The organism is Janthinobacterium woesei (assembly GCF_051380875.1).
Taxonomy (GTDB): domain Bacteria; phylum Pseudomonadota; class Gammaproteobacteria; order Burkholderiales; family Burkholderiaceae_D; genus Janthinobacterium.
In genome coordinates, this window is record NZ_JBNYXW010000008.1 from 142,612 (window position 1) to 166,224 (window position 23,613).

Genomic DNA, 23,613 nt, shown 5'->3' on the forward strand with positions numbered 1-23,613 from the left:
TTACGCGTTGATGCCGAACGAACGGGCCAGTGGCCCCAAACCGCCTTTAAAGCCTTGACCGATAGCCTTGAATTTCCATTCGCTGCCGGCGCGGTAGATTTCGCCGAAGATCATGGCCGCTTCCGTCGAGCCGTCTTCCGACAGGTCGTAGCGGGCGATTTCCGCGCCGTTGTCGCCATTCAGGCAACGGATGTAGGCTTTGCCGACCATGCCGAAGTTCTGCTTGCGGTTTTCCGCATCGTGGATGGTGACGGCCACGGCGATCTTGTCGATCTCGGCCGGCACATTGCCCAGGTCGACGGCGATTTTCTCGTCGTCGCCGTCGCCGCCACCGGTCGTATTGTCGCCTGCGTGGACGATGGAGCCATCGACCGACTTCAGGTTGTTGTAGAAAATGAAATCAGCGTCGGAGCGGGCCTTGCCATCCGTTTTCAGCAGGAAGGCGCTGCCATCGAGGTCGAATGCGGCGCCATCGGTGGCGCGCGGGTCCCAGCCCAGGCCAATCACGATGGTCTTCAAGCCAGGAGCTTCCTTGCTCAGGTTGACATTGCCGCCTTTTTGCAAACTGATCGCCATGGTATTTCCTCTTTAATGAGTGGGTTGCATTCGGTATTTCAGAAGACCACGCCGGCACACTGGCCATGCGTATCGAGAGCCTACCATAAAGTCAAACCATGCCAGCCGTGCACTATTGAAAAGAACGCCATGCGGAAAATAACGAAAAAATCACGCTGCTGCCATCCTGGCGAAAATAACCGATAATGCCGCTCGATAAGAACTTCCATCATGACCAATTTGAACACTGACCTGACCGCGCGTGATGCCATCACGCGGCTCGACTGCATTCCCGGCACCCTGTGCGATGAGCGCATGTGGTCGCGGCTGGCACCCTTGCTGGGCGACAACATTGACTTACGGCACGTTCCCCTGCACCAGGCGCGTACGCGCGGCCAGATGCAAGCGATGATTGCCAGCCACAGCGCCCAGCAAGCCCACTTGGTGGGTTTTTCACTGGGCGCCTACCTGGCCCTCGAACACGCGCTGGCGCACCCGCAGCGCGTCCAGTCCTTAACTTTGATCGCCAATTCGGCAAAAAGTTTGCTGCCGGAAGAAATCGCGGCGCGCCAGCGCATCGTCGCCATGCTCGAGCGTAATGCCTATGCAGGCATCACACGCCAGCGCCTGCGCGAACTGCTGCATCCGTCCCACCTGGACGATACGGCCATCACGGGATTGATCCAGCAAATGGGACTGGACCTGGGCAAGGACGTGCTGCTGGCGCAATTCATCACGACCATCGACCGCCCGGATCTGATGGCGCGCCTGCCGGAACTGCACTGCCCCGTGCTGATCGTCGGCGCCGAGGACGACAAACTGGTCAACCCGGACGATTTGCGCGCCATGGCGGCCCGTATGCCACATGCCACCTTGCACTTACTAAAAGACAACACCGGCCACATGATCCCGCTGGAAGCGCCCGACGCGCTCGCGAGCGCCATGCGCGCGCATCTGGAGGCAGCGCGACATTTCAAGGATAATGGCAGGCATCGGGCAACAGCCTCACTCAACGACTAGATCCATGACCCAATTGACCATCATCGTCGCCACCGACCAGCAAGGCGGCATCGGCATCAACAATACCCTGCCGTGGAAACTGCCGGAAGACCTGGCGCACTTCAAGCGCCTGACCACGGGCCACCCCATCCTCATGGGCCGCAAGACCTTCGATTCCATCGGCCGGCCGCTGCCGAACCGGCGCAACATCGTCATCACGCGCAACGCCGACTGGCGCCATGAGGGCGTGGAAGCGGTCGGCTCGGTGGCCGAGGCCATCGCGCTGCTGAACGGCGCCGAAGGCTATGTGATCGGCGGCGCCGAAATTTACCGACAGTCGCTGCCCTTGACGACGCGCCTGATCATCACGGAAATCGGCCAGACCTTTGACTGCGACGCCTTCTTCCCCACCGTTGACCGTGCCGTGTGGCAAGAAACCGCGCGCGAGGCGCATGTCTCGGAGAAATCCGGCCTGCCTTACGCCTTTGTTACACTGCAACGCAAAGCCTGATAAGGTGATAACAAGGTAATTTGGCGCAAGAACATGCTGCTGTAATCGTCCTGTCACACCATTGCGTCACGCTAGCGCACGGTAGTAGCACCTTGTTATGATATTTTTTTCCCGCAGACGCCGCATTTCTGCGAGAATCCCGTTCTTATTTTTTTTCTGCGGCTGCCGGCGCCCTAGTCCGCCAGGCTGACGCGCCCTAGTCCGCCCCTCCACCTCCGTCAGGGGCGGCTTGCTTTTTTGGAGACATGCATGAAATTTCGTTTCCCTATCGTCATCATTGACGAGGATTTCCGTTCTGAAAATACGTCCGGTCTGGGCATTCGCGCCCTTGCCGCCGCAATGGAAAAAGAAGGCATGGAAGTGCTGGGCGTGACCAGCTACGGTGATTTGTCGCAATTTGCCCAGCAACAATCGCGCGCGTCGGCCTTCGTGCTGTCGATCGACGATGAAGAATTCGGCACCGGTTCCGTCGAGGAAACCGACCACGCGCTGAAATCCTTGCGCGCCTTCGTCGAAGAAATCCGCTACAAAAACGCCGACATCCCTATTTACCTGTATGGCGAAACGCGCACCTCGCGCCATATCCCCAACGATATCCTGCGCGAACTGCATGGTTTCATCCATATGTTCGAAGATACGCCGGAATTCGTCGCGCGCCACATCATCCGCGAAGCGAAATCCTACCTGGACGGCCTGTCGCCGCCCTTCTTCCGCGCCCTCGTGCATTACGCCAATGACGGCTCGTACTCGTGGCACTGCCCCGGCCACTCGGGCGGCGTGGCGTTCCTGAAGTCGCCGATCGGCCAGATGTTCCACCAGTTCTTCGGTGAAAACATGCTGCGCGCCGACGTCTGCAACGCCGTCGAAGAACTGGGCCAACTGCTCGACCATACGGGCCCCGTGGCCGCGTCCGAGCGCAATGCGGCGCGCATCTTCAATGCTGATCATTGCTATTTTGTTACGAACGGTACGTCGACTTCGAACAAGATGGTGTGGCATTCGACCGTGGCGCCGGGCGACATCGTCGTCGTCGACCGCAACTGCCACAAGTCGATCTTGCATTCGATCATCATGTGCGGCGCCATTCCCGTGTTCCTGATGCCAACGCGCAATCATCTAGGCATCATCGGCCCGATCCCGCTGGCTGAATTCACGCCGGAAAGCATTGCCCGCAAGATCGAGGCAAACCCGTTCGCGCGCGTCGCGAAAAACAAGAAGCCGCGTATCTTGACCATCACCCAGTCGACCTACGACGGCGTGATCTACAACGTGGAAACCCTGCGCGAAATGCTCGACGGCAAGATCGACACCCTGCACTTCGATGAAGCTTGGCTGCCGCATGCCACCTTCCATGATTTCTACAAGAATATGCACGCCATCGGCAAGGACCGTCCGCGCGCCAAGGAATCGATGATCTTCTCGACCCAGTCCACGCACAAATTGCTGGCCGGCCTGTCGCAGGCCTCGCAAATCCTGGTGCGCGAATCGGACACGGTCAAACTGGACCAGGACGCCTTCAACGAAGCGTACCTGATGCACACCTCGACCTCGCCGCAGTATTCCATCATCGCTTCGCTCGACGTCGCTGCGGCCATGATGGAAGCGCCGGGCGGCACGGCACTGGTGGAAGAATCGATCATGGAAGCGCTCGATTTCCGCCGCGCCATGAAGAAGATCGACCACGAATACGGCCAGGACTGGTGGTTCCAGGTGTGGGGCCCGGACAACTTCAACGCCGAAGGCATGGGCGAGCAAGCCGACTGGATGATACGCGCCGAGGACGACTGGCACGGTTTCGGCGACCTCGCTCCCGGCTTCAACATGCTCGACCCGATCAAGGCCACCATCGTCAATCCTGGCCTGTCCCTGGACGGCCAGTTCGGCGAGACGGGCATTCCTGCGTCCATCGTCACCAAATACCTGGCCGAACACGGCGTCATCATTGAAAAATGCGGCCTGTACTCGTTCTTCATCATGTTTACCATCGGCATTACCAAGGGCCGCTGGAATACCTTGTTGACGGCGCTGCAACAGTTCAAGGACGATTACGACAAGAACCAGCCGATGTGGCGCATCTTGCCGGAATTTGCGGCAGCCAACCCGCGCTATGAAAAAATGGGCTTGCGCGACCTGTGCCAGCAGATCCACGATTTCTACAAGGCCTACGACGTAGCACGTTTGACAACGGAGATGTATCTGTCGGACATGATCCCGGCCATGAAGCCGTCGGATGCGTTTGCCAAGATGGCGCACCGCGAAATCGAGCGCGTCGCCATCGACGACCTGGAAGGGCGCATCACGTCCATCCTGCTGACGCCGTATCCACCGGGCATTCCACTGTTGATCCCGGGCGAACGCTTCAACAAGACCATCGTCGACTACCTGCGCTTCGCGCGCGACTTCAACGAGCGCTTCCCAGGCTTCGAGACGGATGTGCATGGCCTCGTGAAACGCGAAGTCGATGGCAAGCGCGGCTACTTCGTTGATTGCGTGAAAATAGATGACTAATGACGTTCGCTAAAAACAATTAGCGCCATTTAACGCCGCCCGATGCAAATCAGGCGGCGTTTTTCATTTCTGGCCAGCGCGCACGCTTGTGCCTGATCAAGCGGCTGGGGTGACGGGCTTCCAAGATGGGCCACTCGTGTAGCGGGATGGCGAGTATATGGTGCTCAAGTCCTGGCTGGAAATCATTTAGCAGGCGACGACTGGCAGTGGCGCCTTGCTGCTTGCGGCCTTGAAGCAGGCTCAGGTCACGATGCTGCCGCGTGTCGATGGCGAGCCTGCCAGGCACGGCAGCGCGCTGTTTTCCCAGGCCCATGCGGCCCTGTTGCAAGTGCTGCCGGCGCTATTATGCCGGCAGGCGCGCGTGCTGGCGCCGGAGGCGCAGTTACTAGCCTCGGATGGCGTGCGCCGCGCAACTGCTTGACCAACGCGGCCGCGTCGTAGCCCTTGTCAGCGCCCAGCGTCGCGCCGACTTTTTTGATGCTGCGCCCGGCCATGATGAGCGCCGCGTCGCGTTCAGCCGTGCCGGTCGCCAGTGTGGTGGTGGCGTCAACCACCAGGCGGTGGCGATTCTCCATCAGCGCGTGGGGCGGGAGTAGGGTCTTTGCCCTGCTATCGCAAGGGCCGTGCCAGCGATCTGCGGGGCGCCCCGGCGCAGCGGGGCGAACGGCGTTTCGCCAATAACTTAAAAACCATGGTTTCCGGCGCAGCGAGTTTCCTTGCCAGGATGAGCTTTCAAACAAGCTTAATTGGCAGGAATGATTACGTCGCCTGTGCACCACAACACGCGCGTTCGGCAAAAAATATTTTTCATTTCCAAAAAACAAAGTTCGCGCTACACCGCTTAACACACCCACAAATGCACTTAAAATCGCAGGAAATAAAAAGATAGACAAGACGTAAATATCGAATTGAGAACGCGTTTTCAGGACGTAAGCCCTACAATTACCGAGTCAGAATTTGATTGCTTGGAAGAAACTAAATGACTCACCCAACTTTGCGCCGCTTGCTGGCCTTGACACTGTTCAGTTTGCTGGCCGCCTGCGGTGGCGGCGGCGACAGCCAAGGCGACTCCATCCTGAAACCGGATGCGTCAACCGTACCGCCAGCGGCTGTCGCACCGACCGACCCCGTCACACCTGGTACACCTGGTACGCCTGACACGCCGGGCACACCTCCCGGCGACAGCGCGACGCCGCCGCCCCTGACCGCGCCGCCTGTTGGCCAAGCCACCACGTTCACGCGCCAGCAAGCGTCGCGTTTCCTGGGCCGCGCCACGTTTGGCCCCAACATGGCCGCCATCGATACGCTGGCCGCCAGCGACAGCGACGCCTGGTTCAAGGCACAATTTTCCAAACCGCAAACTTTGCATCGCAAATATATCGACGGCATGCTGGCGGCCCAGGGTGCTGGCGGGCAAAAAGTCGGTTTTACAGGGGTGTATGAAACCTTCTGGCAACAAGGCATCCGCGGCGACGATCAATTGCGTCAGCGCATGGCCTTTGCCCTGTCCGAGATCTTCGTCATTTCCCTGCAGAACGAGACCGTGCGGCCGCAAGTGCGCGGCGTGGCCAGCTACTACGACATGCTGGGCCAGAATGCCTTTGGCAACTTTCGCGGCCTGCTGGAGGGAGTGGCCCTGCACCCTATGATGGGGCTGTACCTGTCACACCTGCGCAACCAGAAGGAAACGGCCACGCGCACGCCCGATGAAAATTTCGCCCGCGAAGTGATGCAGCTATTTACCATCGGCTTGTACCAGCTGAATGCCGACGGCAGCCTGAAATTGTCTGGGGGAAAACCCATCGACACCTACACGCACGATGACGTGGAGGGCCTGGCACGCGTGTTTACCGGCTGGAGCTGGGCCGGACCGGACCAGAGTTCCACGCGCTTCTATGGCAGCACGCCGGCCCCCGACCGCGACTGGCAGCCGATGCAAAATTACGCGGCCTTCCATTCCAGCGGCGAAAAACGCTTCCTGGGTCAGAGCATTTCCGGCACCACCAGCGGCCAGGCTGACTTGAAACTGGCGCTCGATACCCTCTTCAACCATCCGAACGTAGGGCCGTTCTTTGGCCGCCAGCTGATTCAGCGCCTGGTCAGCAGCAACCCCAGCGCCGCCTATGTGGGCCGGGTCGCTGCCGCCTTCGCCAACAATGGCAGCGGCGTGCGTGGCGACATGCAGGCCGTCATCCGTGCCGTGCTGCTCGATCCGGAAGCGCTGGCGCCCGCCGGCACAGCCTTGCGTACAGGCAAGTTGCGCGAACCGCTGCTGCGCCTGGCAAGCTGGATGCGCGCCTTCGACGCCAAGCCGGCCAGCGGCCGCTACAGCATCTATTACCTTGATGATCCCTTGAGCGGCCTGGGCCAGAGTCCCTTGAATCCGCCCTCCGTATTCAGTTTCTTCCGCCCCACCTACACACCGACGAATTCCGCCCTTGCCAGCGCAGGCCTGGTGGCGCCGGAACTGCAGATCACGGCCGAACCCTCGGTCACCGGTTATCTGAACTTCATGCAGGAAGCCATCAATAACGGCGTGGGCGAGGCGCGCGAGATCAAGCCCGACTACACGCGCGAACTGGCCTTGGCCGCCGATTCGGGCGCCCTGCTGGACCGCATCGACTTGCTGTTGATGCATGGCAGCATGAGCGCCAGGCTGCGCGGACAAATCACCACCGCCGTGAATGGCATCGCCATTCCCGTGGCCACGGCCGGCAATGCCGCGCAAGTGGCCTCCGCCCAGGCCAACCGCGTCAAACTGGCCATTTTCCTGAGCATGGCCTCATCCGCGTATCAGGTGCAAAAATAAAATGGATCACATGCAAAACTCCCCGTTCTCCCGCCGCCGCTTCCTCGCTTCCATGCTGAGCGTGGCTGGCACCACCGCTGCGCCATTCGCCCTGAACCTGGCCGCCATGGGCAATGCCGCCGCGCAATCGGCCGACGACTACAAGGCCATGGTGTGCCTGTTCATGGCTGGCGGCAACGACGCCTTCAACACGGTACTCGCCACCGACAGCACCTCGTGGAATGAATACCTGCGCCTGCGCAACACGGGCGCTGCCGATTCCATTCATTTGCCGGGCGTGGGCCAGACGGGCGGCGTGTTGCCGATCGTGCCCGCTACCGCGCAAACGGGGCGCGCCTTTGCCCTGCATCCCCAGTTGGGGCCATTGAAAGACTTGTTCGACAGTGGACGCGCCGCCATCGTGGCAAACGTGGGCACCCTGATCCAGCCCGCCACGCTGGCGCAGTACAAGGCCGGCAGCGTGGCCCTGCCGCCCAAGCTGTTCTCGCACAACGACCAGCAATCGACATGGCAATCGGGCTCGCCGGAGGGTGCCAGCACAGGCTGGGGCGGGCGCATCGGCGATGTGGCCGGTACCGGCAATGCCAATGCCACCTTTACGGCCATCTCGGCGGCCGGCAATACCGTCTTCCTCAGCGGACGCCAGGTGCGCCAGTTCCAGGTGGGCCAGGCAGGTGCCGTGCCCATCCGCGGCCTGAGCGGCAACCTGTTTGGCAGCACGGCCGGCGCGGGCGCCCTGCAAGCCATCATCAACGAGGCGGGTAGCGACCTGATTGAGCAAGAGCATGTGGCCGTGGTGCAGCGCGCCATCTCCAGCCAAAGCGCACTCAGCGGCGCCATGCTGCCGGCCGGCGCGGGCGGCGTGCCCAATCCCACGCCGTATGTCAATCCGAACACGGGCGTGGCCGGCGTCAATTCGCTGGCCGTGCAATTACAGACGGTGGCGCGCATCATCGCCGGCCGCGGCGCTCTGGGGGCGAAACGACAAGTGTTTTATGTGACCTTGGGCAGTTTCGACACGCATGACAACCAAAAAGTGCTGCATGCCGACCTGATGGCCCGCCTGGCGCATGCGCTGGCGTATTTCGACACCACCCTGGCAGCGCTGCAAGGCGTCGATCTGCGGCGCCAGGTGACGACCTTTACGGCCTCGGACTTCGGCCGCACCTTCAGCAGCAATGGCGACGGCACGGACCACGGCTGGGGCGCGCACCACTTCGTCGTGGGCGGCGCCGTGAAGGGCCGCGACATCTACGGCGCCTTCCCCACCACCGGCCTTGGCCATGAGCTGGACGTCGGCTCCGGCGCCCTGCTGCCGACCACATCGGTCGACCAGTACGGCGCCACCCTGGCCAAGTGGTTCGGCGTGGCCGACAGTCAGTTGGCCAGCGTCTTCCCGAACATCGGCAACTTCAGCCGGCGCGACCTGGGTTTCATGACGGTTTGATATCTTACCCGTTCAAGGCAACGGTGAGCGTGACCACATAGCCATCCATGGCATTGCCCGTCACGCTGGCCATCTGCAAGCTGATGCCGTCGCTGAAGACATTGTCGGTGGCATAGCTGATCTGCGCCAGGTTGCGCACGCTGGCCGTGTAGCCGCTGGCCGTGTAGGCCTCGTTCAACGTTGCCATCGGGAACGTAAACTGCGAGGTCTTGATGCGGTTAGCCACATTCGCCGCCTTCGCCAGGCTGGGATAGACCTCGAAATGCACGTGCGGCATGCGCCCCGTGTAGCAGCCGGGAAAGATGGTGGTAAAGCTGAGGTTGCCGGAACTGTCCGTTTCCTGCACGCCGCGCAAGTAATTTTGCGCCGTCACGCCGCTCGAATACAGCGAATACAAGCCTTCGCGGTCGCAATGCCACAGGTAGACGGCGTAGCCGGCCAGGGTGGCGCAGCTGCCGCTGGCGTTGAGCAGCTGCAACTTGATGGTGAGCGGCACGCCCGCCGCCACACCCGTGGCGCCGTTGAAGCTGGCGCGGATGTCGCTGCGCACGACGCCCGACTGGTTCAGCACGTTGACGATGCTGCCGCCATTCGTGTTGGTGCCGTCGGCCGGGTACGGCCCGCCCGTTTCCTCGGGAATGACCGAGCAGGCGCCCGTGGTGGGGGTGGTGGCCGTGCCGCCGCCAGAACTTGCCGTGCCACTGTCCGTCACCGGCGTGCCGCTGGCGTCCGAGCCGCCGCCGCAGCTGACCAGGGGCAAGGTGGCCGCGCCGGCCAGCAGCCAGCGCAAGACCTGGCGCCGTTCGACCGCTTGTTGCTGCATCATTTCGAGGTCGGATGCCAGACCGAAATCATGTAATTGCATAAATACTCCATCAAGTAGGGCAAGAGCGCCAGTGCCGGGCTCAGGCTGGCGCACAGGACCCGGCCTGCACGGCCCGTTCCGAGAGCGCTTTCCGTCGCTAAAGGCGCTCTTGCGTTCCATGGCTCAAGCCGTTGTATTGACCAGGTTGCCGCTGGAAGACAGGCTGCCGCCCGCATTCGCCGCGCCCAGGCTGCCCGAAAGCGCCTGCAAGAAACTGCCCAGCTTGCTGCTGGAGCTGCTGGAGCTGCTTGAACTGTCGCTGTCACCGCCCAGCGCACTGATCAGGCTGGCAAAGCTGGACTGCAAATCCGTCACGCTGCTATCCGTGCTGTCCGTGCTGTCGCTGCTGGACGACGACAGTTTTTGCAGCAGGCTTTGCAAGTCCGACTCGATATTGCCGGGGCCTGCGCCGCGCGCGCCACCACTCGGCGGCGGACCCGAAGGTGGCTCGCTCCCCTCTTCCGCTTCTGCCGTGCTGGCGCCGCTTTGCGCATGCAGGCTGCCCATCAGTTGGTGCAGAAAGGCGCCCAACGCCTGGCTGGCGTCGCTGGTCGATGTCGTTGATGTCGTCGATGTCGTGCTATCGGCCGAGTCGGCATCACTATCGCTGCCCTCCACTGACACGCCGATGGACGACAAGGCGCTGGAAATGGCGTCGAGAAAGGCGCCGTCGTCCGGTTTTTTCGGCGGCGTGCCGCCCACGCTGCTGGCGTTGGTACTGGTACTGCTGCTGCTCAGGCGGCTGTACGCGCTCAGCTGGCTGGCGGCGTTGGCCGAATTCAAGGCACTGATACTCATGCTGGGTCTCCTGTGGTGACGTGGTGGTGCTTATTGGGCGCGGCGTGGACCGCTGCGCCGCTCGCGTTGCTGCTCGGCCTGCTTGCGCTGCTCCGGCGTCAGCACGGCCAGCAATTGCTGCTCCAGCCGCGCCTGCTGCAGGCTGATCTTCGCCATCGCTTGCGCCGCCGTGTTCGCCAGCGCGCTGGCCCTGGCGTCGTCATAGGCGCTGGAGGCGGCCAGTTCGCGCAATTGTTCATGGGCCTTGAAGGCAATCTTTTGCTGTTCCCTCAGCAATGGCGCCTGGGCGTAGGTGGCGGCAAAGACTTTGTCCTGCTGCGCTTCGCTCAGCGCGATACCATGCAGGAATGGCGGCAAGCCTTCCGCGCCGGCACCGCCGGGGCCGGGACCGGGACCGGGACCAAAGCCAGGCGGAGGTCCTTCCATGGCGTGTGGCGGCGGACCATCCGGCGCTGGCGATTGCTGGGCCAGGGCGACGAGCGGCATGCTGCAGGCGGACAGCAGCAGCAGGGAGACGGCAATACTCAGGTGTTTCATCAAGTTTTCCTTTCGTGGCGAACAGCCTTGATTGTCGGGCTCTGGCATGTAAAGCAACGTTAGGGCGGCGTAAAAGCGTGTAAAGGAAGCCGCCGGGATGTAAGCAGAAGTATGTAAAAACGCGTAAAACGCTGCTGAGCAGCCCCGTTTGACTGCTATCATCGGGCGATATTCACCCGAAAAAGCACAGGCATGAGCAAGGTTTTATTGATAGACGACGATGTCGAACTGGTCGGCATGTTCCAGGAATACCTGACCCAGGAAGGCTTCGATGCCAAGGCCGTGCATGAGGGCGAAAGCGGCGCGGCCGAAGCGCTGACGGGCATGTATGCCATCGCCATCCTCGACGTCATGATGCCGCGCATGAATGGCCTGGAAACGCTGCGCCGCATCCGCGCCGGCAGCAACTTGCCGATCCTGATGCTGACGGCGCGCGGCGACGACACGGACCGCATCGTTGGCCTGGAACTGGGCGCCGACGATTACGTGACCAAGCCGTGCACGCCGCGCGAGCTGACGGCGCGCATCCGCGCCATCCTGCGCCGCTCGCAAACCGTGCCGCACGACACCTCGGGCATGGCGCCACTGGCCGTAGGCCAGTTGACGATGTGGCCCGAGCAGCGCCGCGCTTCCTGGGCTGGCACGCATCTGGAGCTGACGAGTACGGAATTCAATCTGCTGGAAGTGCTGGTGCGCCATGCAGGCAAGCCCGTCAGTAAGAATCAGCTGTCCGAACTGGGGCTGGGACGGCCTATGGCCCGTTTCGACCGCAATATCGACGTGCACTTGAGCAGCCTGCGCCGCAAGCTGGGCAGCCTGGCCGATGGCCGTTCCTGCCTGCAAACCGTGTACCGCCTGGGCTACCAGCTGATCAAGGAGTAAGCGTGGGCCGTCTGTTCTGGAAGTTTTTCCTGTGCATCATGCTGGCGCAAATTACGGCCACCATCGGCATCGGCGGCACGTTCTGGCTGAAAAACCGGGCCGCACAGCAAGAACGGGCGCTCGATATCGATACCAGCCCGCCCGCGCAGATGGCCATCGAAGCGGCCAGCGCCACCCTGGAAGCAGGTGGAGCCAAGGCCTTGCAGCAATTTCTCGGCAAGATGGAACGCATGCGCGTGTTTGCCGTCGATGCGCATGGGCAAGAACTGATGGGCCGCCAGGTCCATCCCGCCATGCTGAACAAGGCGCGCGCGCTGCTGGCGCAGGAGCCGCCCCATGCCGTGGTGCGCGAAGCGCGCGGCAGCGACGGCGTGCGCTACCTGCTGTTCCTGCCCTCGTCCGTACGCTTTCGCAATGCCGAGGCAGGCGCCGCACGCGATACCCTCAACGCCGTCACCTTGCGCGGCCCAGGCGCCATGGGCGGCGGCCCCCGTGCCGATGAGGCCGGCGCACCGCCACGCCGCGCCGGCGATGACCGTGGACCGCCCCGCGACATGGGCGGCATGCCGCCCGGCCCGCGCATGGACAGCCCCTACCGCACCTTCATACCCGTCGCCGCCGCCATCGCCGCCAGCCTGCTGTTTGCCTTCCTGCTGGCCTGGTATTTTGCGCGCCCCATCCGCGACCTGCGGCTAGCGTTTGAAGCGGCCTCGAACGGCAACCTGGCGCCGCGCTTTCATGCCAGCAGCAAGCGCGGCGATGAATTGACGGACCTGGGGCGCGACTTTGACCGCATGACAGGACGTTTGCGTAATCTCATGGATAGCCAGACGCGCTTGCTGCATGATGTCTCGCACGAGCTGCGCTCGCCATTGGCGCGCCTGCAGGCAGCCATCGGCCTGGCGCACCAGCAGCCGGACAAGATGGCCGCCTCGATGGAGCGCATCGAGCGCGAAAGCGAGCGTATGGATAAACTCATCGGCGAACTGCTGACCCTTTCGCGACTGGAGGCAGGTGCGCAGCACCCGCACAGCGAAGACATCTGCATCGCCGACCTGGTGCACGACATCGTGGCAGATGCCCGCTATGAAGCGGGCGCGCGCCAGGTCGCCATCGATATGGCCGGCGATGCAGCCAGCGCGGACGCCATCGTTACGGGCCAGCCCGAATTGCTCGCGCGTGCGGTGGAAAACGTCGTGCGCAATGCCGTCAAGCACAGCCCGGATGCGGGCAGCGTCCAGGTGGACATCGCGCTGCAAGCTGACGGCAAGCAACTACGCATTGCCGTGCAGGACCGGGGCCCGGGCGTGCCTTACGCCGACCTGGCCAGCATCTTCGCGCCTTTCTTCCGCGCCAGCAATACCCAGCACAACACCGAAGGCCACGGCCTGGGCCTGGCCATCGCCCAGCACGTGATCGGCGCCCATGGCGGCAGCATTGCCGCCAGCTTGCGCAGCGGTGGCGGACTGTGCGTGAGCATGCTGCTACCCGTGAAAACGCCAGGCTGACCCGCTTGGAGGTCCATTCACGGCGAGCCTGGCGCTTGGGTACTGCTGCAGACCTGGCTAGGCCTGCGTATCGATAATGCTGCCCAGGGTGGACGAGGCCGATTTCGCCGGGCTGGTCGCCGTATCGGCGCTGCTGGCCGCCTGCGAACTTTGCTGTGCCGCTTTCTGTGCGGCCGCCGCTTGCAATTGAGCAATCTGCGCCTGCAAGGCCTGGATTTGCTGCGCCAACTGCTCCTGCAGCTTTTGCGACGTTTCCGTCTGCTCGCCCTTCTGCGACTCCGTCAATTCCTTTTGCGCCGCCGTGATCTGCTTTTGCAGTGCCGCGATCTGCGCGCTGCTGCCCGTACTGGCGCTACTCACAGCGCTGACCGCGCTGCCCGAACCAATTGCCGCTACCATGATGCCTCCTGTCTGTTTCAATACCAAGGTTAACGGCAGGAACAGGCGAGGCTGTAGTGCTGCGCATGTAAAGGCAGGTAAAGAGGGGGAAAAGCGGACCAAGCGGCGTGGCGCCGCCCTGTTCGATGAAACTATGCTTTTGGCAATGTCACGCCGCGTTGACCCTGGTACTTGCCGTCACGGTCCTTGTACGAGGTTTCGCACTCTTCATCGGACTCGAAGAACAGCACTTGCGCGCAGCCTTCGCCCGCGTAGATCTTTGCCGGCAGCGGGGTCGTGTTGGAAAATTCCAGCGTCACATAGCCCTCCCATTCCGGTTCGAACGGGGTGACGTTGACGATGATGCCGCAACGGGCATAGGTGGACTTGCCCAGGCAAATCGTCAGCACGCTGCGGGGGATGCGGAAGTATTCGATGGTGCGCGCCAGCGCGAACGAGTTCGGCGGGATGATGCAGACATCGCTTTTCACGTCGACAAACGAGTTCGAATCGAAGTTCTTCGGATCGACGATGGTGCTGTTGATGTTGGTGAAAATCTTGAATTCGTCGGCGCAGCGAATGTCATAGCCATACGACGAAGTACCGTAGGAAATGACTTTACGGCCATCAACGGCACGTACCTGGTTCGGCTCGAACGGCTCGATCATGCCCGTTTGCTCCGCCATGCGGCGTATCCATTTATCGTTTTTAATCGTCATCGCAGGGGCATCTTTCTAGAATATCGGAATGGCTGGGGGTGGCACGCCTGGTGCAGGCGCCGCCCGAATGGCAGGATTTTACGCGAAAACCCGCCACTTTTGGCCCTTGCCCCTTGAAAATCCTTGACGCCTGCTTAGTGTTTTTCCAGCAAGGATGTGATCATCTCGCGCACCACTTGCGCCGTCAGCTCGGGGTTTTCCATGGGAAACAGATGACCGCCCGGCACCTGGCGGAAAAACGGGCCGACCAGCTTGCGCGTGGCCTGCAAGCCCGCCTGGCGGCATTCCACCGATGCCGTACCGCCAATAAAGCCGATCGGCACGGGCAAGCCTTTCCGCACGAGGCTGCCGATATGATGCGGCAAGCTGCGATACACATCCGTTTCCACTTCGCGCGTAAAGCGCAGCTGCACCCCATCCGGATGGGGCGCCAGGCCGCTGTCGATATAGTCGCGCAAGACTTGCGGCGCCCAGATGGCGAACATGTCCTTGGCGGCGAAGTGCGCGTACGCGGCCTGCGCATCGGGCCACAGCTTGCGCCGCCTGACCGAAAAGCGTGACGGAGAGAAACGCTCGCCCAGCGCCGTATTGCGCGCCAGGCGCACCAGCAAGGCGCGCCAGCCCGCCACCACGGGCGAATCGAGCAAGACCACGCAGCGCACCAGGTCGGGCCGCTGCTTGGCCACCATCACACTGAGCATGCCCCCCAGCGAATGGCCGACCAGGATCACGGGCGCGTTGTAGCGACGGTCCAGGTCATCGATATACTCGCGCACCAGTTCGGGCCAGCCCGTACTGACGGGGTAAGCGGGGTCGTGCGCGTGCATGTCGAGCGCCTGCACATCATAGTGCTGGCCCAGCAAGCCGAACAGCTTGCGGTAGGTGCCGGCAGGGTAACTATTGGCGTGGGCAAAGTGCAGCTGCGGAAGTGTCATCGTGGGGCGGTGCCGGTGAATGCGATAGGCAATTGTAATGGCATGGCGGCAAGGCGAATCAGAGGGAGACCTCTAATTGCCGCCGTGCCTGTGCCACGGCCAAGCCAGGCACGAAGGACGCCAGCACTTCGCCCAGCTCGGCAATCGATTCCACCACGCAAAACGCGTCGTCAAATGCATGCCCGCGGTTCATGTGGTTACGCAAGATGATGCATTCCAGCCCTGCCGCGTTGGCGGCGCGCAAGCCGCGCGGCGAGTCTTCCACGGCCACGCAGTGGGCAGCAGCCAGCCCCAAACGCTGCAAGCCCAGTTGATAGCCATCGGGCGCAGGCTTGCTTTCGAGATACATTTCGCGCGTCAGCACGAAGTCGAAATGCCCGAGCATGCCCGTGGCAGCATGGCTGATCCGGAAATGTTGCTCGTAAGCACTCGTGACGACGCCCATGGCGACATGCGGGCGCAGCGCCGCCAGCACCTGCTTGATGCCGGGCATGGCCAGCTGGCCCGCCTGGCGCAGGCGTTCGCTGAACAGCCGGGTGCGCTCGCCGCGCAGGCGGTCGACCAGCTCAATATCGTGGCCCTGCCCCAGCAGCAAGTGCCAGGCGCCATAGTTATTGTCGAGAAACCAGTCGAAAAATTGCTTGGACGTCAAGTCTATGCCATAGGGCAAGAGTAAGTCGCGGTTGCTTTCGTAAAACAGCTGCTCGGTATTGACCAGCACGCCATCGTTGTCCCACAGCACACCCTGGATGGTTTTCATGGCTTAGGCTTGAATGCTTGTTTGAACTTATTTAAAGAAAATGTCGTAGGACAACTTCACGATCAGCAGCACCAGCAGCACCAGGAACAGGATGCGCACGAAGGCGGCGCCACGGCGCACGGCGATCCAGGTCCCCGTCAGGGCGCCCAGGATATTGCACACAGCCATCGGTGCGGCCACGGCGTAGACCACGTGGCCGGCGGGAATGAAGAAGGCCAGCGCGGCCACGTTGGTGGCGACATTCACCAGTTTCGAGCAAGCCGAGGCGAGGATGAAGTCGAAGCCAAAGACGCGGATGAACAGGAAAATCAAGAAGCTGCCCGTACCCGGGCCGAACAGGCCGTCATAGAAACCGATGGCGCCGCCGATGACGATGGCCAGGATGCGTTCACGCGGGCCGATCGGGCGCGGCTCGCGCGTGCTGCCGAAATCCTTCTTGATGAAGGTGTAGATGGCCATGATGATGATCAACACCAGCACCATGGGGCGCACCACCTGCTGCGGCACATACGACACGGCGGCGGCGCCAATAAACGACATGACAAAGGCGCTGGCCACGGCCGGCAGCACCAGCAGCCAGGGAATATGCACCTTGCCGACGAACGAGCGGGCGGCAAACGTGGTGCCGCAGGCGGACGCCAGCTTGTTCGTGCCCAGCAGGGAGGTCGACGCCATGTTCGGCATCAGGTTGAACAGGGCCGGCAACTGGATCAGCCCGCCCCCACCCACGGCGGCATCGATCAGGCCGGCAAAGAAGGCAAATAAACACAGCAGCGAGATGGTCAGCATGATAGGCGGCAAGAGTGGCAACAGGGGCAGTATAGGCGCCGTGTATTTTTTCGGATGCAACTTCAAATTGCGGAAAACGCAATCAGCCGTAACGCTTGACGGAATGCGCCCCTTGCGCTCTACTGGCTTCTTTTGCCGGGAGCTGCACAATGTCGATGAAACTGATGTGGGAAATCCGCGCGTTCTGCACCGTCGTCGAGAAGCGCAGCTTCATCCACGCGGCGCGCATGCTGGGACGCTCGCCGTCGGCCGTCACGCGCGCCATCCAGTTCCTGGAAGAGGCCATCGGCGCCGAGCTGATCTTGCGCACGCAAAAGCAATTCACCTTGACGACGGCCGGCGAAACCTATTACGCCTCGGCCAAGCATTTGCTGGAAACGCAGGCCGAGGCGGAAGACCAGCTGGCTGAGCTGAGCAACTCGCCGCAAGGCTGGGTGCGCCTCTCGGCGCCAGAAATCCTCTCGCTGGGCTTTTTGCCGAAAGTGGTGGCGCAATTCTCGCGCGACTACCCGAACGTGTCGGTAGACATCCATTTCTCGGACAAATCGATCGACCCGATCCAGGAAAAGCTCGATTTCGCCATCCGCGGCGCCTTCCCCCAGTCAAGCGAACTGATCGGCTACCCCCTGTGGAACTACCGCCGCTACATGTACGCTTCGCCCGACTATATAGAGCGCATGGGCGCGCCGGACGAACCGGAAGAGCTGGCCGGCCACGACATCATCATGCACTCGGCGCCGCGCATCCTGCGCGACTGGCATTTCGTCTCTGCGACGCGCAACGTGCGCTACCAGGTGCAGCCGCGCTTCCGCTTCACCTCCGGCATCGCCACCTTCCAGGCGGCCCTGGAAGGCGCCGGCATCGTGCGCCTGGCCAGCTGGCTGGCCGAACCGGCCGTGGCCGCTGGCACACTGCGGCGCGTCTGCACGGCATACCGGCTGACGTCATCGAAAGAGCTGGACCCCAGCATCCATGCCGTGTATGGCACCTCGCGCATGGCCAAGGGGGCCAGGCTATTCCTCGAATATGTGCGCCAGCGGGGGCTGGAGATACCGGATGAAAGGGTTATCGCCGTTGCGTCAGCCGCCGAAATACCCATGGAATAGCGAAAAGAAGAATAAGGAAAAGCCCGAAAAAATAAAGACCAAAGGCTTTCATCACAAAAAATCCCGCATCATCATCACCCATGACTTTATTTATAATCATCTTAACAATAAAACTATAGATGAAGTAAATCGCTCCCCATTTAATGAGAAATTTAAACGTAGCCAAACGATGTAGCTGGTACATTTCTACCGATTTACTCGAATTCAAACGATAGCCAAGATAACAGGCGAGCACAAACAATCCTATATTAAGACTATACAAATTCAACAACATCTTCAATTCATTGCCATCTGGCCCACTCCCATTTACATGGTAGGACACGCTATAGCCATAAATCAAACTTAAACAAAAAACAGTCAGGAACAAGAGCCGAAAAGGCTTCGACATAGTACAAAATCCACCAATTACAACAACAAAACCAAGCACAAAAAACATAAAAAACCCTTCAATTAAATCTACACTTTTTAGCGATGAAAATTAATGCTTCTCGGGAAAAATATCCCCAGCCTTCGATTCAACGCTTTAGGCACGTTTTCTTGGTTCATGCCCATCCCTGTCATAAAGATTTGCAAAGAAAAGCATGAAGTATAAATAGATTTAACGGAAAGAAATATCACACAATGTAACGCGGCTTTCAAAAGGCAACAACGGTCAGCCATCCGCGCATGAGGTGCAGGGGCGCAATAAGCTTGGCGGATGGCTCAATTGCAGGGCGTTTGCGCCAGGTAGCGAAGGACGGCCCGCCGTTCAGATATAGTTTGAACCATGGCGCGTTGTGATCGCATGCTATGCTTAAATGACAAGGCAACAAACGCCAAACAACTACAAGCCATGCCAGTACCGGCGATGATTGGTACGATATTGTTCCACCCCAATTTCCTCCCCAAACTCCATCACCACCGCCCCCGCCACATCCGTGCGCAGCCGGGTGATACCCATCGTCCCATAGCGCGCATACACCTGCGCTTTCGGGTGTTTGTAACGATTCCTGTGCCCCACCTGGAAAATTGCCAGCGTCGGCTGGACGGCATTCAAGAATGCCTGCGTGGAAGACGTGCCGCTGCCGTGATGTGGCGCCAGCAGCACGTCGGCCGCCAACTCACCGTCTGCCGAGCGCGCCAGCAGTTGCGCTTCCTGGGCCGCTTCGATGTCGCCGGCCAGCAAGATCGAATGGTTTCCTGCAGTGATTTTCACCGTACAGCTGCGGGCGTTCGGCTTCAAGGAAATGTCCGTGTGGCTGGAGGGCAGCGGGTGCAGCATGGCGAAGTGCACGCCTTCCCAGGTCCAGCTCTGGCCGGCCACGCAGTGCAGATACGGGCGCTGCTGTTGTCGCCGAACCTCGATGGCCGGGTGGCCGTCGAACAGCGACGAGGCCAGCCAGCCCACTTGCACGTTTTCCAGCAGGGACAAGGCGCCGCCCGCGTGGTCGGTATCGCTGTGTGAAATGATCACGCCATCCAGTTTGCCTATACCACGCGCACGCAGGTAGGGCACGATGACCCGGCTGGCGCCATCGGAATCCGCGCTGTAGGCAGGACCCGTGTCATACAGTAAACGGTGGCCGTGCGTTTCCACCAGCAGGGCCATGCCTTGTCCTACATCAAAGGCCGTCACCCATAGCTTGCCCGGTGGCGGGCTGGACGGCAAGGCGGTCAGCAGCGGCAGCCAGCCCAGCATGCCGGCCCAGCGCTGCGGCCAACCGCGTGGCGCCAACAGCCATGCCGTGCCAAACAGTGCCCAGCAAAAACTCCACATTGGTGGCGCGGGCGCCGTCCACACGGCGAAGTGGCGCGCCCCCAGCCATTCCAGCACTTGCGCCAGCATCTGCACGATGGCATGCGCCAGCAGCAACAGCGCGTCGGACAGGGGCGCGGGCAGCAAGCCGCCCGCCAGGGACAAGGGCGTGACGACCAGGCTGATGACGGGAATGGCCAGCGCATTGGCCACGGGGCTGACCAAGGAGACTTGTGAAAACAGCAGCATACTCAAAGGCACCAGCCCCACCGTTACCACATACTGCGTGTGCGCACCCAGCGCCACGGCCGCGCGAAAATGGCGCCAGCGGCTGGCCTGTGCCGGCAGCGTCGCCACCGTGCGTCCCGCCGTGGCATACAGAATGGTGGCGACGGCGCCGAACGATAGCCAGAAACCGGGCCATAGCACGGCCCACGGATCGAGCAGCACCACCACGCCCAGCGCCAGGCACAGCACGTGGCCTATGCTGGTGACGCGCCCAAGCCACAGGGCCAGCGCCACGACCAGCAACATATATAAAGTGCGCTGCGCCGGCACGCCAAAGCCGGCCAGCAGAACGTACAAGAATGCCGCCAGCGCGCCGGCCAGCGCCGCCACTTTCTGCGCCGGCAGCCGCAGGGGCAGTTGCCAGCCCGTGAAAAACGAGCGCCGCCACAGCGCGCCCGCGCCCAGCGCAAACAATCCGGCGATCATGGTGATGTGCAGGCCCGATATCGAGATCAGGTGACTCACGCCCGTGCGGTTGAACACTTGCCAGTCCGACTGTGGAATGGCGCGCTGGTCGCCCACCACCAGCGCCACGATCACGCCCGCGTACTGTTTGCCTTCCAGGCTGCGCGCGATGCGTGCCCGCAGCGCCGCGCGGCTGGCCTCCACGGCATGGCCAAAAGCGGGCACGAAGGCAGCCAGGCGCACGTTCGGCGTATCCGCGCGCGGCTGCGGCCGCACATAACCGGTGGCGCGCACGCCCTGCTCCAGCAGCCACACCTCGTAATCAAAACCGCGCGGGTTGGCGTTGCCGTGCGGACGCTGCAGCCGCACCGTCAAGCGCCAGCGCTCGCCCGGCTGCACGTCGCCCACCTCGCTCGTCACTTCATCGCGAAAGCCTGCGTACCAGGACAGCGCGATCAGGGGAGGCACCCTGCTTCCGACGGCCCTCTCCACGGCAAAATTGAAGCGCACACCCTGCTCGAAGCGGTACGGCAAGCTGGCCACCGTGCCGGTGACGGTGATATCTTGCCCCTCGTCGGCCAGCGCCAGTTGCGGCGCCATGGCCGCCTGGGCCAGCCAGGCGGCCCAGAAAAAGCCCAGTCCAACGCCCGCAGCGATAGTCACAGCCAGGCGCCAGTGCGCGTGACGGCGCAGCAGCAGTGCCGCCACTGGCGACGCACCAGCAATGGCCAGCAGCGCCGCGCCCGCGTGCGGCGGCAAGCTGGCTTGCGTCTGCAGCCAGGCGGCGCCGGCGGCAAAACCGAGTATCAGGGTGCGCATGGGGGCGTGATGTTCGCTCGACGCGAAGGGGACCATCACACTATAGAAGCTGCGCGGGGTCTGAGCCTATTGCGCCACCATTCCCGTCTGATCTGGCGCAATAGTCATGCCGAAAATGGCGGCCATGCGCGATGGCATCGAGCTGGGACTCGCCTCTGGCTGGCACGCGCCGGTTGAAGATATATACGGGAAGCCAGCCGGACCACTAGCGCCAGCCGCTATCGACGGTATAATCGGCCTCGCTTACTTCAACACCCAGGCACGACATGACTTCCTCCGCACTTCCTCCCGACACCGCCACCGACATCGCCGACATCGCCGAAGATAATAACGACGCCACCCTGGTTGCGGAACTGGGGGAACTGGCCGAGCATATCCGCCTGGTGAAGATGGAAGGCCGCGTCTTCGTGCGCTTTTCCGGCGAGATCAAGGCCGGTGGCTTGCGCGTGCCGTATGCGCTGGTGCCGGCGCAAGGCGTGCTGGCGCGGCCGGCCAAGTGGCGCAAGATGGACCGCGAGACCAGGCTGGCCCTGATCCGCGAACGGGCCAGCGCGGCCATCTTCGAAGAACTGCGCCAGCACGTGATGGATTTCGTCGCCGATATCGCGGGCCAGTGCGAGGACGTCGAGGCGGACCCGATGCTGTTCCTGCATACGCTGGCCGACATGCAGACGTCCGAGCCAGCCGGCATGGTGTTCGACCGCATTCGCCAGCGCTTCCATCACGCCATCGAACGCCAGCAGGAAGAACAGCATGCGGCGCGCACGCGCCAGAGCATCAACCTGGCCGAGTATCCCGCCTCGTTCGAGATGGCGCGCCGCCTGCCGCGCCGCTTCATCGCCTTGCTGGGCCCCACGAATTCCGGCAAGACGCACCGCGCGATGGAAGCGCTGGTGAAGGCCAGGAGCGGCATCTACCTGGCGCCCTTGCGCTTGCTGGCCCTGGAAAACTACGAACGCCTGCAGGAAGCAAAGCCGCACGGCAAACCGCTGGCCGTCAGCCTGATCACGGGCGAAGAGCGGCGCGAGGTCGATGGCGCCACGCATATCGCCAGCACAGTGGAAATGCTGGACACGAAAACCGTCGTCGAAGTGGCCGTCATCGATGAAATCCAGATGCTGGCCGACCCGGACCGGGGCGCCGCATGGACGGCGGCCGTGTGCGGCGCGCCCGCCCATACCGTCTACCTGGTGGGAGCGCCGGAAGCGCGGCGCGCCATCGAGGCACTGGCCGAACGGCTGGACTGCCCGCTGGAAGTGCATGTATTGAAACGCATGGCGCCCCTGTCGATGGAGGCGACGGCCGTGCGCAAGGTGCGCAACCTGCGCCGCGGCGATGCCGTCATCGCCTTTTCGCGCCGCGAAGTGCTGATGTGGCGCGACATGATCACGGAAACGGGGCTGTCGGTGGCCACCGTCTACGGCAACCTGTCGCCCGAAGTGCGGCGCGCGCAGGCGCAGCGCTTCCGCGACGGCACGGCCGATATCGTCGTCGGCACCGATGCGCTGGCGATGGGCCTGAACATGCCGATTGCGCGCATCGTCATGACCACCAGCGTCAAATACAATGGCCGCGAAGAGGAAGAGATTTCGGCTGCCCTGGCGCGCCAGATCGCGGGGCGCGCGGGCCGCTACGGCGTGCATGAAGAAGGCCTCGTGGCCGGCTACGACAACGAGACGCATGAAGTGATGCGCGCGCTGCTGAAGGAAAAACTGCACCCCCTGAACACCAGCGGTTTTGCCGTGGCGCCCTCGCTGGAGCATTTGCACCGCATTTCGGCTGTCACGGGCGAACTTTCCTTGACCAAGCTGCTGCGCCGCTTCATCCACAATATCGACGTGCCGGATGGTTTCTTCTTCCCGCGCATCACGGAAGACCAGAAAGAGCGCGCCCTGTGGCTCGATACCTTGCCGCTGTCCGTGGCCGACAAGTTCACCCTGTCGCTGGTGCCGATTTCAAGCAAGGTGCCGTCATTGCAAACGGCCTGGGAACACTGGGCGAAGAATCTGTCGCTTGGCAAGACCAGTACCCTGCGCCAGCACGCGTATGGCGGCGGCACGCAAAATCTGCAGCAGGTAGAAGACACTTGCCGCTACTATTCCGCGTATGCGTGGCTCAGCTACCGCCTGCCCGAGCTCTTCCCCGATATCGAGGTGGCGCAAAACCTGTCGCGCGATGCGTCCGAGCGCGTCGACTCCATCCTGCGCGCGCATAATGCGGCCTCGCGCGGACGTTCGGACAAAAAGTCCAAATAGGCTTT

The 23,613-nt window shown here is 62.1% G+C and carries 21 protein-coding genes and 1 pseudogene; 10 read left to right on the forward strand and 12 right to left on the reverse strand.

Going from position 1 to position 23,613, the window contains the following annotated elements:
* The gene (locus ACQ4W6_RS11005) at positions 1–576 is read right to left on the reverse strand and encodes a TerD family protein (protein WP_436567232.1); all 576 of its coding nucleotides are present in this window, start codon (positions 574–576) and stop codon (positions 1–3) included.
* A gap of 210 nt (positions 577–786) precedes the next feature.
* On the opposite strand from ACQ4W6_RS11005, the gene ACQ4W6_RS11010 reads away from it, so the two are divergent.
* The 4 genes from ACQ4W6_RS11010 (at position 787) to ACQ4W6_RS11025 (ending at position 4,994) form a co-directional block, all read left to right on the forward strand.
* Positions 787–1,575: an alpha/beta fold hydrolase gene (locus tag ACQ4W6_RS11010; RefSeq protein WP_436567233.1), complete on the forward strand. Its 789-nt coding sequence runs from the start codon at positions 787–789 to the stop codon at positions 1,573–1,575.
* Between the two features lie 4 nt (positions 1,576–1,579).
* Positions 1,580–2,065, forward strand: a complete 486-nt coding sequence (locus tag ACQ4W6_RS11015) for a dihydrofolate reductase (RefSeq protein WP_436567234.1) — start codon at positions 1,580–1,582, stop codon at positions 2,063–2,065.
* Positions 2,066–2,314: 249 nt separating this feature from the next.
* Positions 2,315–4,573, forward strand: coding sequence for an Orn/Lys/Arg family decarboxylase (locus tag ACQ4W6_RS11020; protein WP_436567235.1), 2,259 nt, complete (start codon positions 2,315–2,317; stop codon positions 4,571–4,573).
* Positions 4,574–4,802: 229 nt separating this feature from the next.
* Positions 4,803–4,994 (forward strand): hypothetical protein, encoded by a 192-nt coding sequence (locus ACQ4W6_RS11025; protein WP_436567359.1) that lies wholly within the window; start codon positions 4,803–4,805, stop codon positions 4,992–4,994.
* Here the strand turns inward: ACQ4W6_RS11025 and ACQ4W6_RS11030 are convergent.
* Positions 4,981–5,157: pseudogene (locus ACQ4W6_RS11030) on the reverse strand (IS5/IS1182 family transposase); the annotation flags it as partial. The gene ACQ4W6_RS11025 and the pseudogene ACQ4W6_RS11030 sit on opposite strands and share 14 nt — an antisense overlap.
* A 395-nt stretch (positions 5,158–5,552) precedes the next feature.
* On the opposite strand from ACQ4W6_RS11030, the gene ACQ4W6_RS11035 reads away from it, so the two are divergent.
* Complete coding sequence (locus ACQ4W6_RS11035; RefSeq protein ID WP_436567236.1) at positions 5,553–7,382, forward strand: DUF1800 domain-containing protein; 1,830 nt, start codon at positions 5,553–5,555, stop codon at positions 7,380–7,382.
* Position 7,383: 1 nt separating this feature from the next.
* Complete coding sequence (locus ACQ4W6_RS11040) at positions 7,384–8,829, forward strand: DUF1501 domain-containing protein (RefSeq protein WP_436567237.1); 1,446 nt, start codon at positions 7,384–7,386, stop codon at positions 8,827–8,829.
* A 4-nt stretch (positions 8,830–8,833) separates the two neighbouring features.
* Here ACQ4W6_RS11040 and ACQ4W6_RS11045 read toward each other — a convergent pair whose 3' ends face one another.
* The 3 genes from ACQ4W6_RS11045 to ACQ4W6_RS11055 all read right to left on the reverse strand — a co-directional run bounded on the left by ACQ4W6_RS11045 (position 8,834) and on the right by ACQ4W6_RS11055 (position 11,029).
* The gene (locus ACQ4W6_RS11045; RefSeq protein ID WP_436567238.1) at positions 8,834–9,694 is read right to left on the reverse strand and encodes a dioxygenase family protein; all 861 of its coding nucleotides are present in this window, start codon (positions 9,692–9,694) and stop codon (positions 8,834–8,836) included.
* Between the two features lie 123 nt (positions 9,695–9,817).
* Positions 9,818–10,492 (reverse strand): hypothetical protein, encoded by a 675-nt coding sequence (locus ACQ4W6_RS11050; RefSeq protein ID WP_436567239.1) that lies wholly within the window; start codon positions 10,490–10,492, stop codon positions 9,818–9,820.
* 30 nt (positions 10,493–10,522) lie between these two features.
* Entirely contained in the window at positions 10,523–11,029 is a 507-nt protein-coding gene (locus ACQ4W6_RS11055; RefSeq protein WP_436567240.1) for a Spy/CpxP family protein refolding chaperone, read from the reverse strand.
* A 192-nt stretch (positions 11,030–11,221) separates the two neighbouring features.
* Here ACQ4W6_RS11055 and ACQ4W6_RS11060 point away from each other — a divergent pair, with 192 nt between their 5' ends.
* Positions 11,222–11,911 carry a response regulator transcription factor gene (locus ACQ4W6_RS11060; protein ID WP_436567241.1) on the forward strand — a complete coding sequence of 230 codons (690 nt, stop codon included), beginning with the start codon at positions 11,222–11,224 and terminating at the stop codon, positions 11,909–11,911.
* Between the two features lie 2 nt (positions 11,912–11,913).
* Complete coding sequence (locus ACQ4W6_RS11065; protein WP_436567242.1) at positions 11,914–13,419, forward strand: sensor histidine kinase; 1,506 nt, start codon at positions 11,914–11,916, stop codon at positions 13,417–13,419.
* A 57-nt stretch (positions 13,420–13,476) separates the two neighbouring features.
* Here the strand turns inward: ACQ4W6_RS11065 and ACQ4W6_RS11070 are convergent, their stop codons facing one another.
* The 5 genes from ACQ4W6_RS11070 to ACQ4W6_RS11090 all read right to left on the reverse strand — a co-directional run bounded on the left by ACQ4W6_RS11070 (position 13,477) and on the right by ACQ4W6_RS11090 (position 17,000).
* Entirely contained in the window at positions 13,477–13,818 is a 342-nt protein-coding gene (locus ACQ4W6_RS11070; RefSeq protein WP_436567243.1) for a FlxA-like family protein, read from the reverse strand.
* 131 nt (positions 13,819–13,949) lie between these two features.
* The gene (dcd, locus tag ACQ4W6_RS11075; protein ID WP_436567244.1) at positions 13,950–14,516 is read right to left on the reverse strand and encodes a dCTP deaminase; all 567 of its coding nucleotides are present in this window, start codon (positions 14,514–14,516) and stop codon (positions 13,950–13,952) included.
* Between the two features lie 134 nt (positions 14,517–14,650).
* Positions 14,651–15,451 (reverse strand): alpha/beta fold hydrolase, encoded by an 801-nt coding sequence (locus ACQ4W6_RS11080; RefSeq protein WP_436567245.1) that lies wholly within the window; start codon positions 15,449–15,451, stop codon positions 14,651–14,653.
* Between the two features lie 58 nt (positions 15,452–15,509).
* On the reverse strand, positions 15,510–16,211 hold the full coding sequence (locus ACQ4W6_RS11085) for an HAD family hydrolase (RefSeq protein WP_436567246.1): 702 nt from the start codon (positions 16,209–16,211) through the stop codon (positions 15,510–15,512).
* A 27-nt stretch (positions 16,212–16,238) separates the two neighbouring features.
* Entirely contained in the window at positions 16,239–17,000 is a 762-nt protein-coding gene (locus tag ACQ4W6_RS11090; RefSeq protein ID WP_436567247.1) for a sulfite exporter TauE/SafE family protein, read from the reverse strand.
* A gap of 149 nt (positions 17,001–17,149) precedes the next feature.
* Between ACQ4W6_RS11090 and ACQ4W6_RS11095 the strand changes: the two genes are divergently transcribed.
* On the forward strand, positions 17,150–18,106 hold the full coding sequence (locus ACQ4W6_RS11095; protein WP_436567248.1) for a LysR family transcriptional regulator: 957 nt from the start codon (positions 17,150–17,152) through the stop codon (positions 18,104–18,106).
* Here the strand turns inward: ACQ4W6_RS11095 and ACQ4W6_RS11100 are convergent.
* Together ACQ4W6_RS11100 and ACQ4W6_RS11105 are read right to left on the reverse strand one after the other, a co-directional pair.
* Positions 18,066–18,542: a hypothetical protein gene (locus ACQ4W6_RS11100; RefSeq protein WP_436567249.1), complete on the reverse strand. Its 477-nt coding sequence runs from the start codon at positions 18,540–18,542 to the stop codon at positions 18,066–18,068. The two genes, ACQ4W6_RS11095 and ACQ4W6_RS11100, sit on opposite strands and share 41 nt — an antisense overlap.
* 387 nt (positions 18,543–18,929) lie before the next feature.
* Positions 18,930–21,353 (reverse strand): DNA internalization-related competence protein ComEC/Rec2, encoded by a 2,424-nt coding sequence (locus ACQ4W6_RS11105; RefSeq protein ID WP_436567250.1) that lies wholly within the window; start codon positions 21,351–21,353, stop codon positions 18,930–18,932.
* A gap of 266 nt (positions 21,354–21,619) precedes the next feature.
* On the opposite strand from ACQ4W6_RS11105, the gene ACQ4W6_RS11110 reads away from it, so the two are divergent.
* Positions 21,620–23,608 (forward strand): helicase-related protein, encoded by a 1,989-nt coding sequence (locus tag ACQ4W6_RS11110; protein ID WP_436567251.1) that lies wholly within the window; start codon positions 21,620–21,622, stop codon positions 23,606–23,608.
* Positions 23,609–23,613 lie beyond the last annotated feature (5 nt).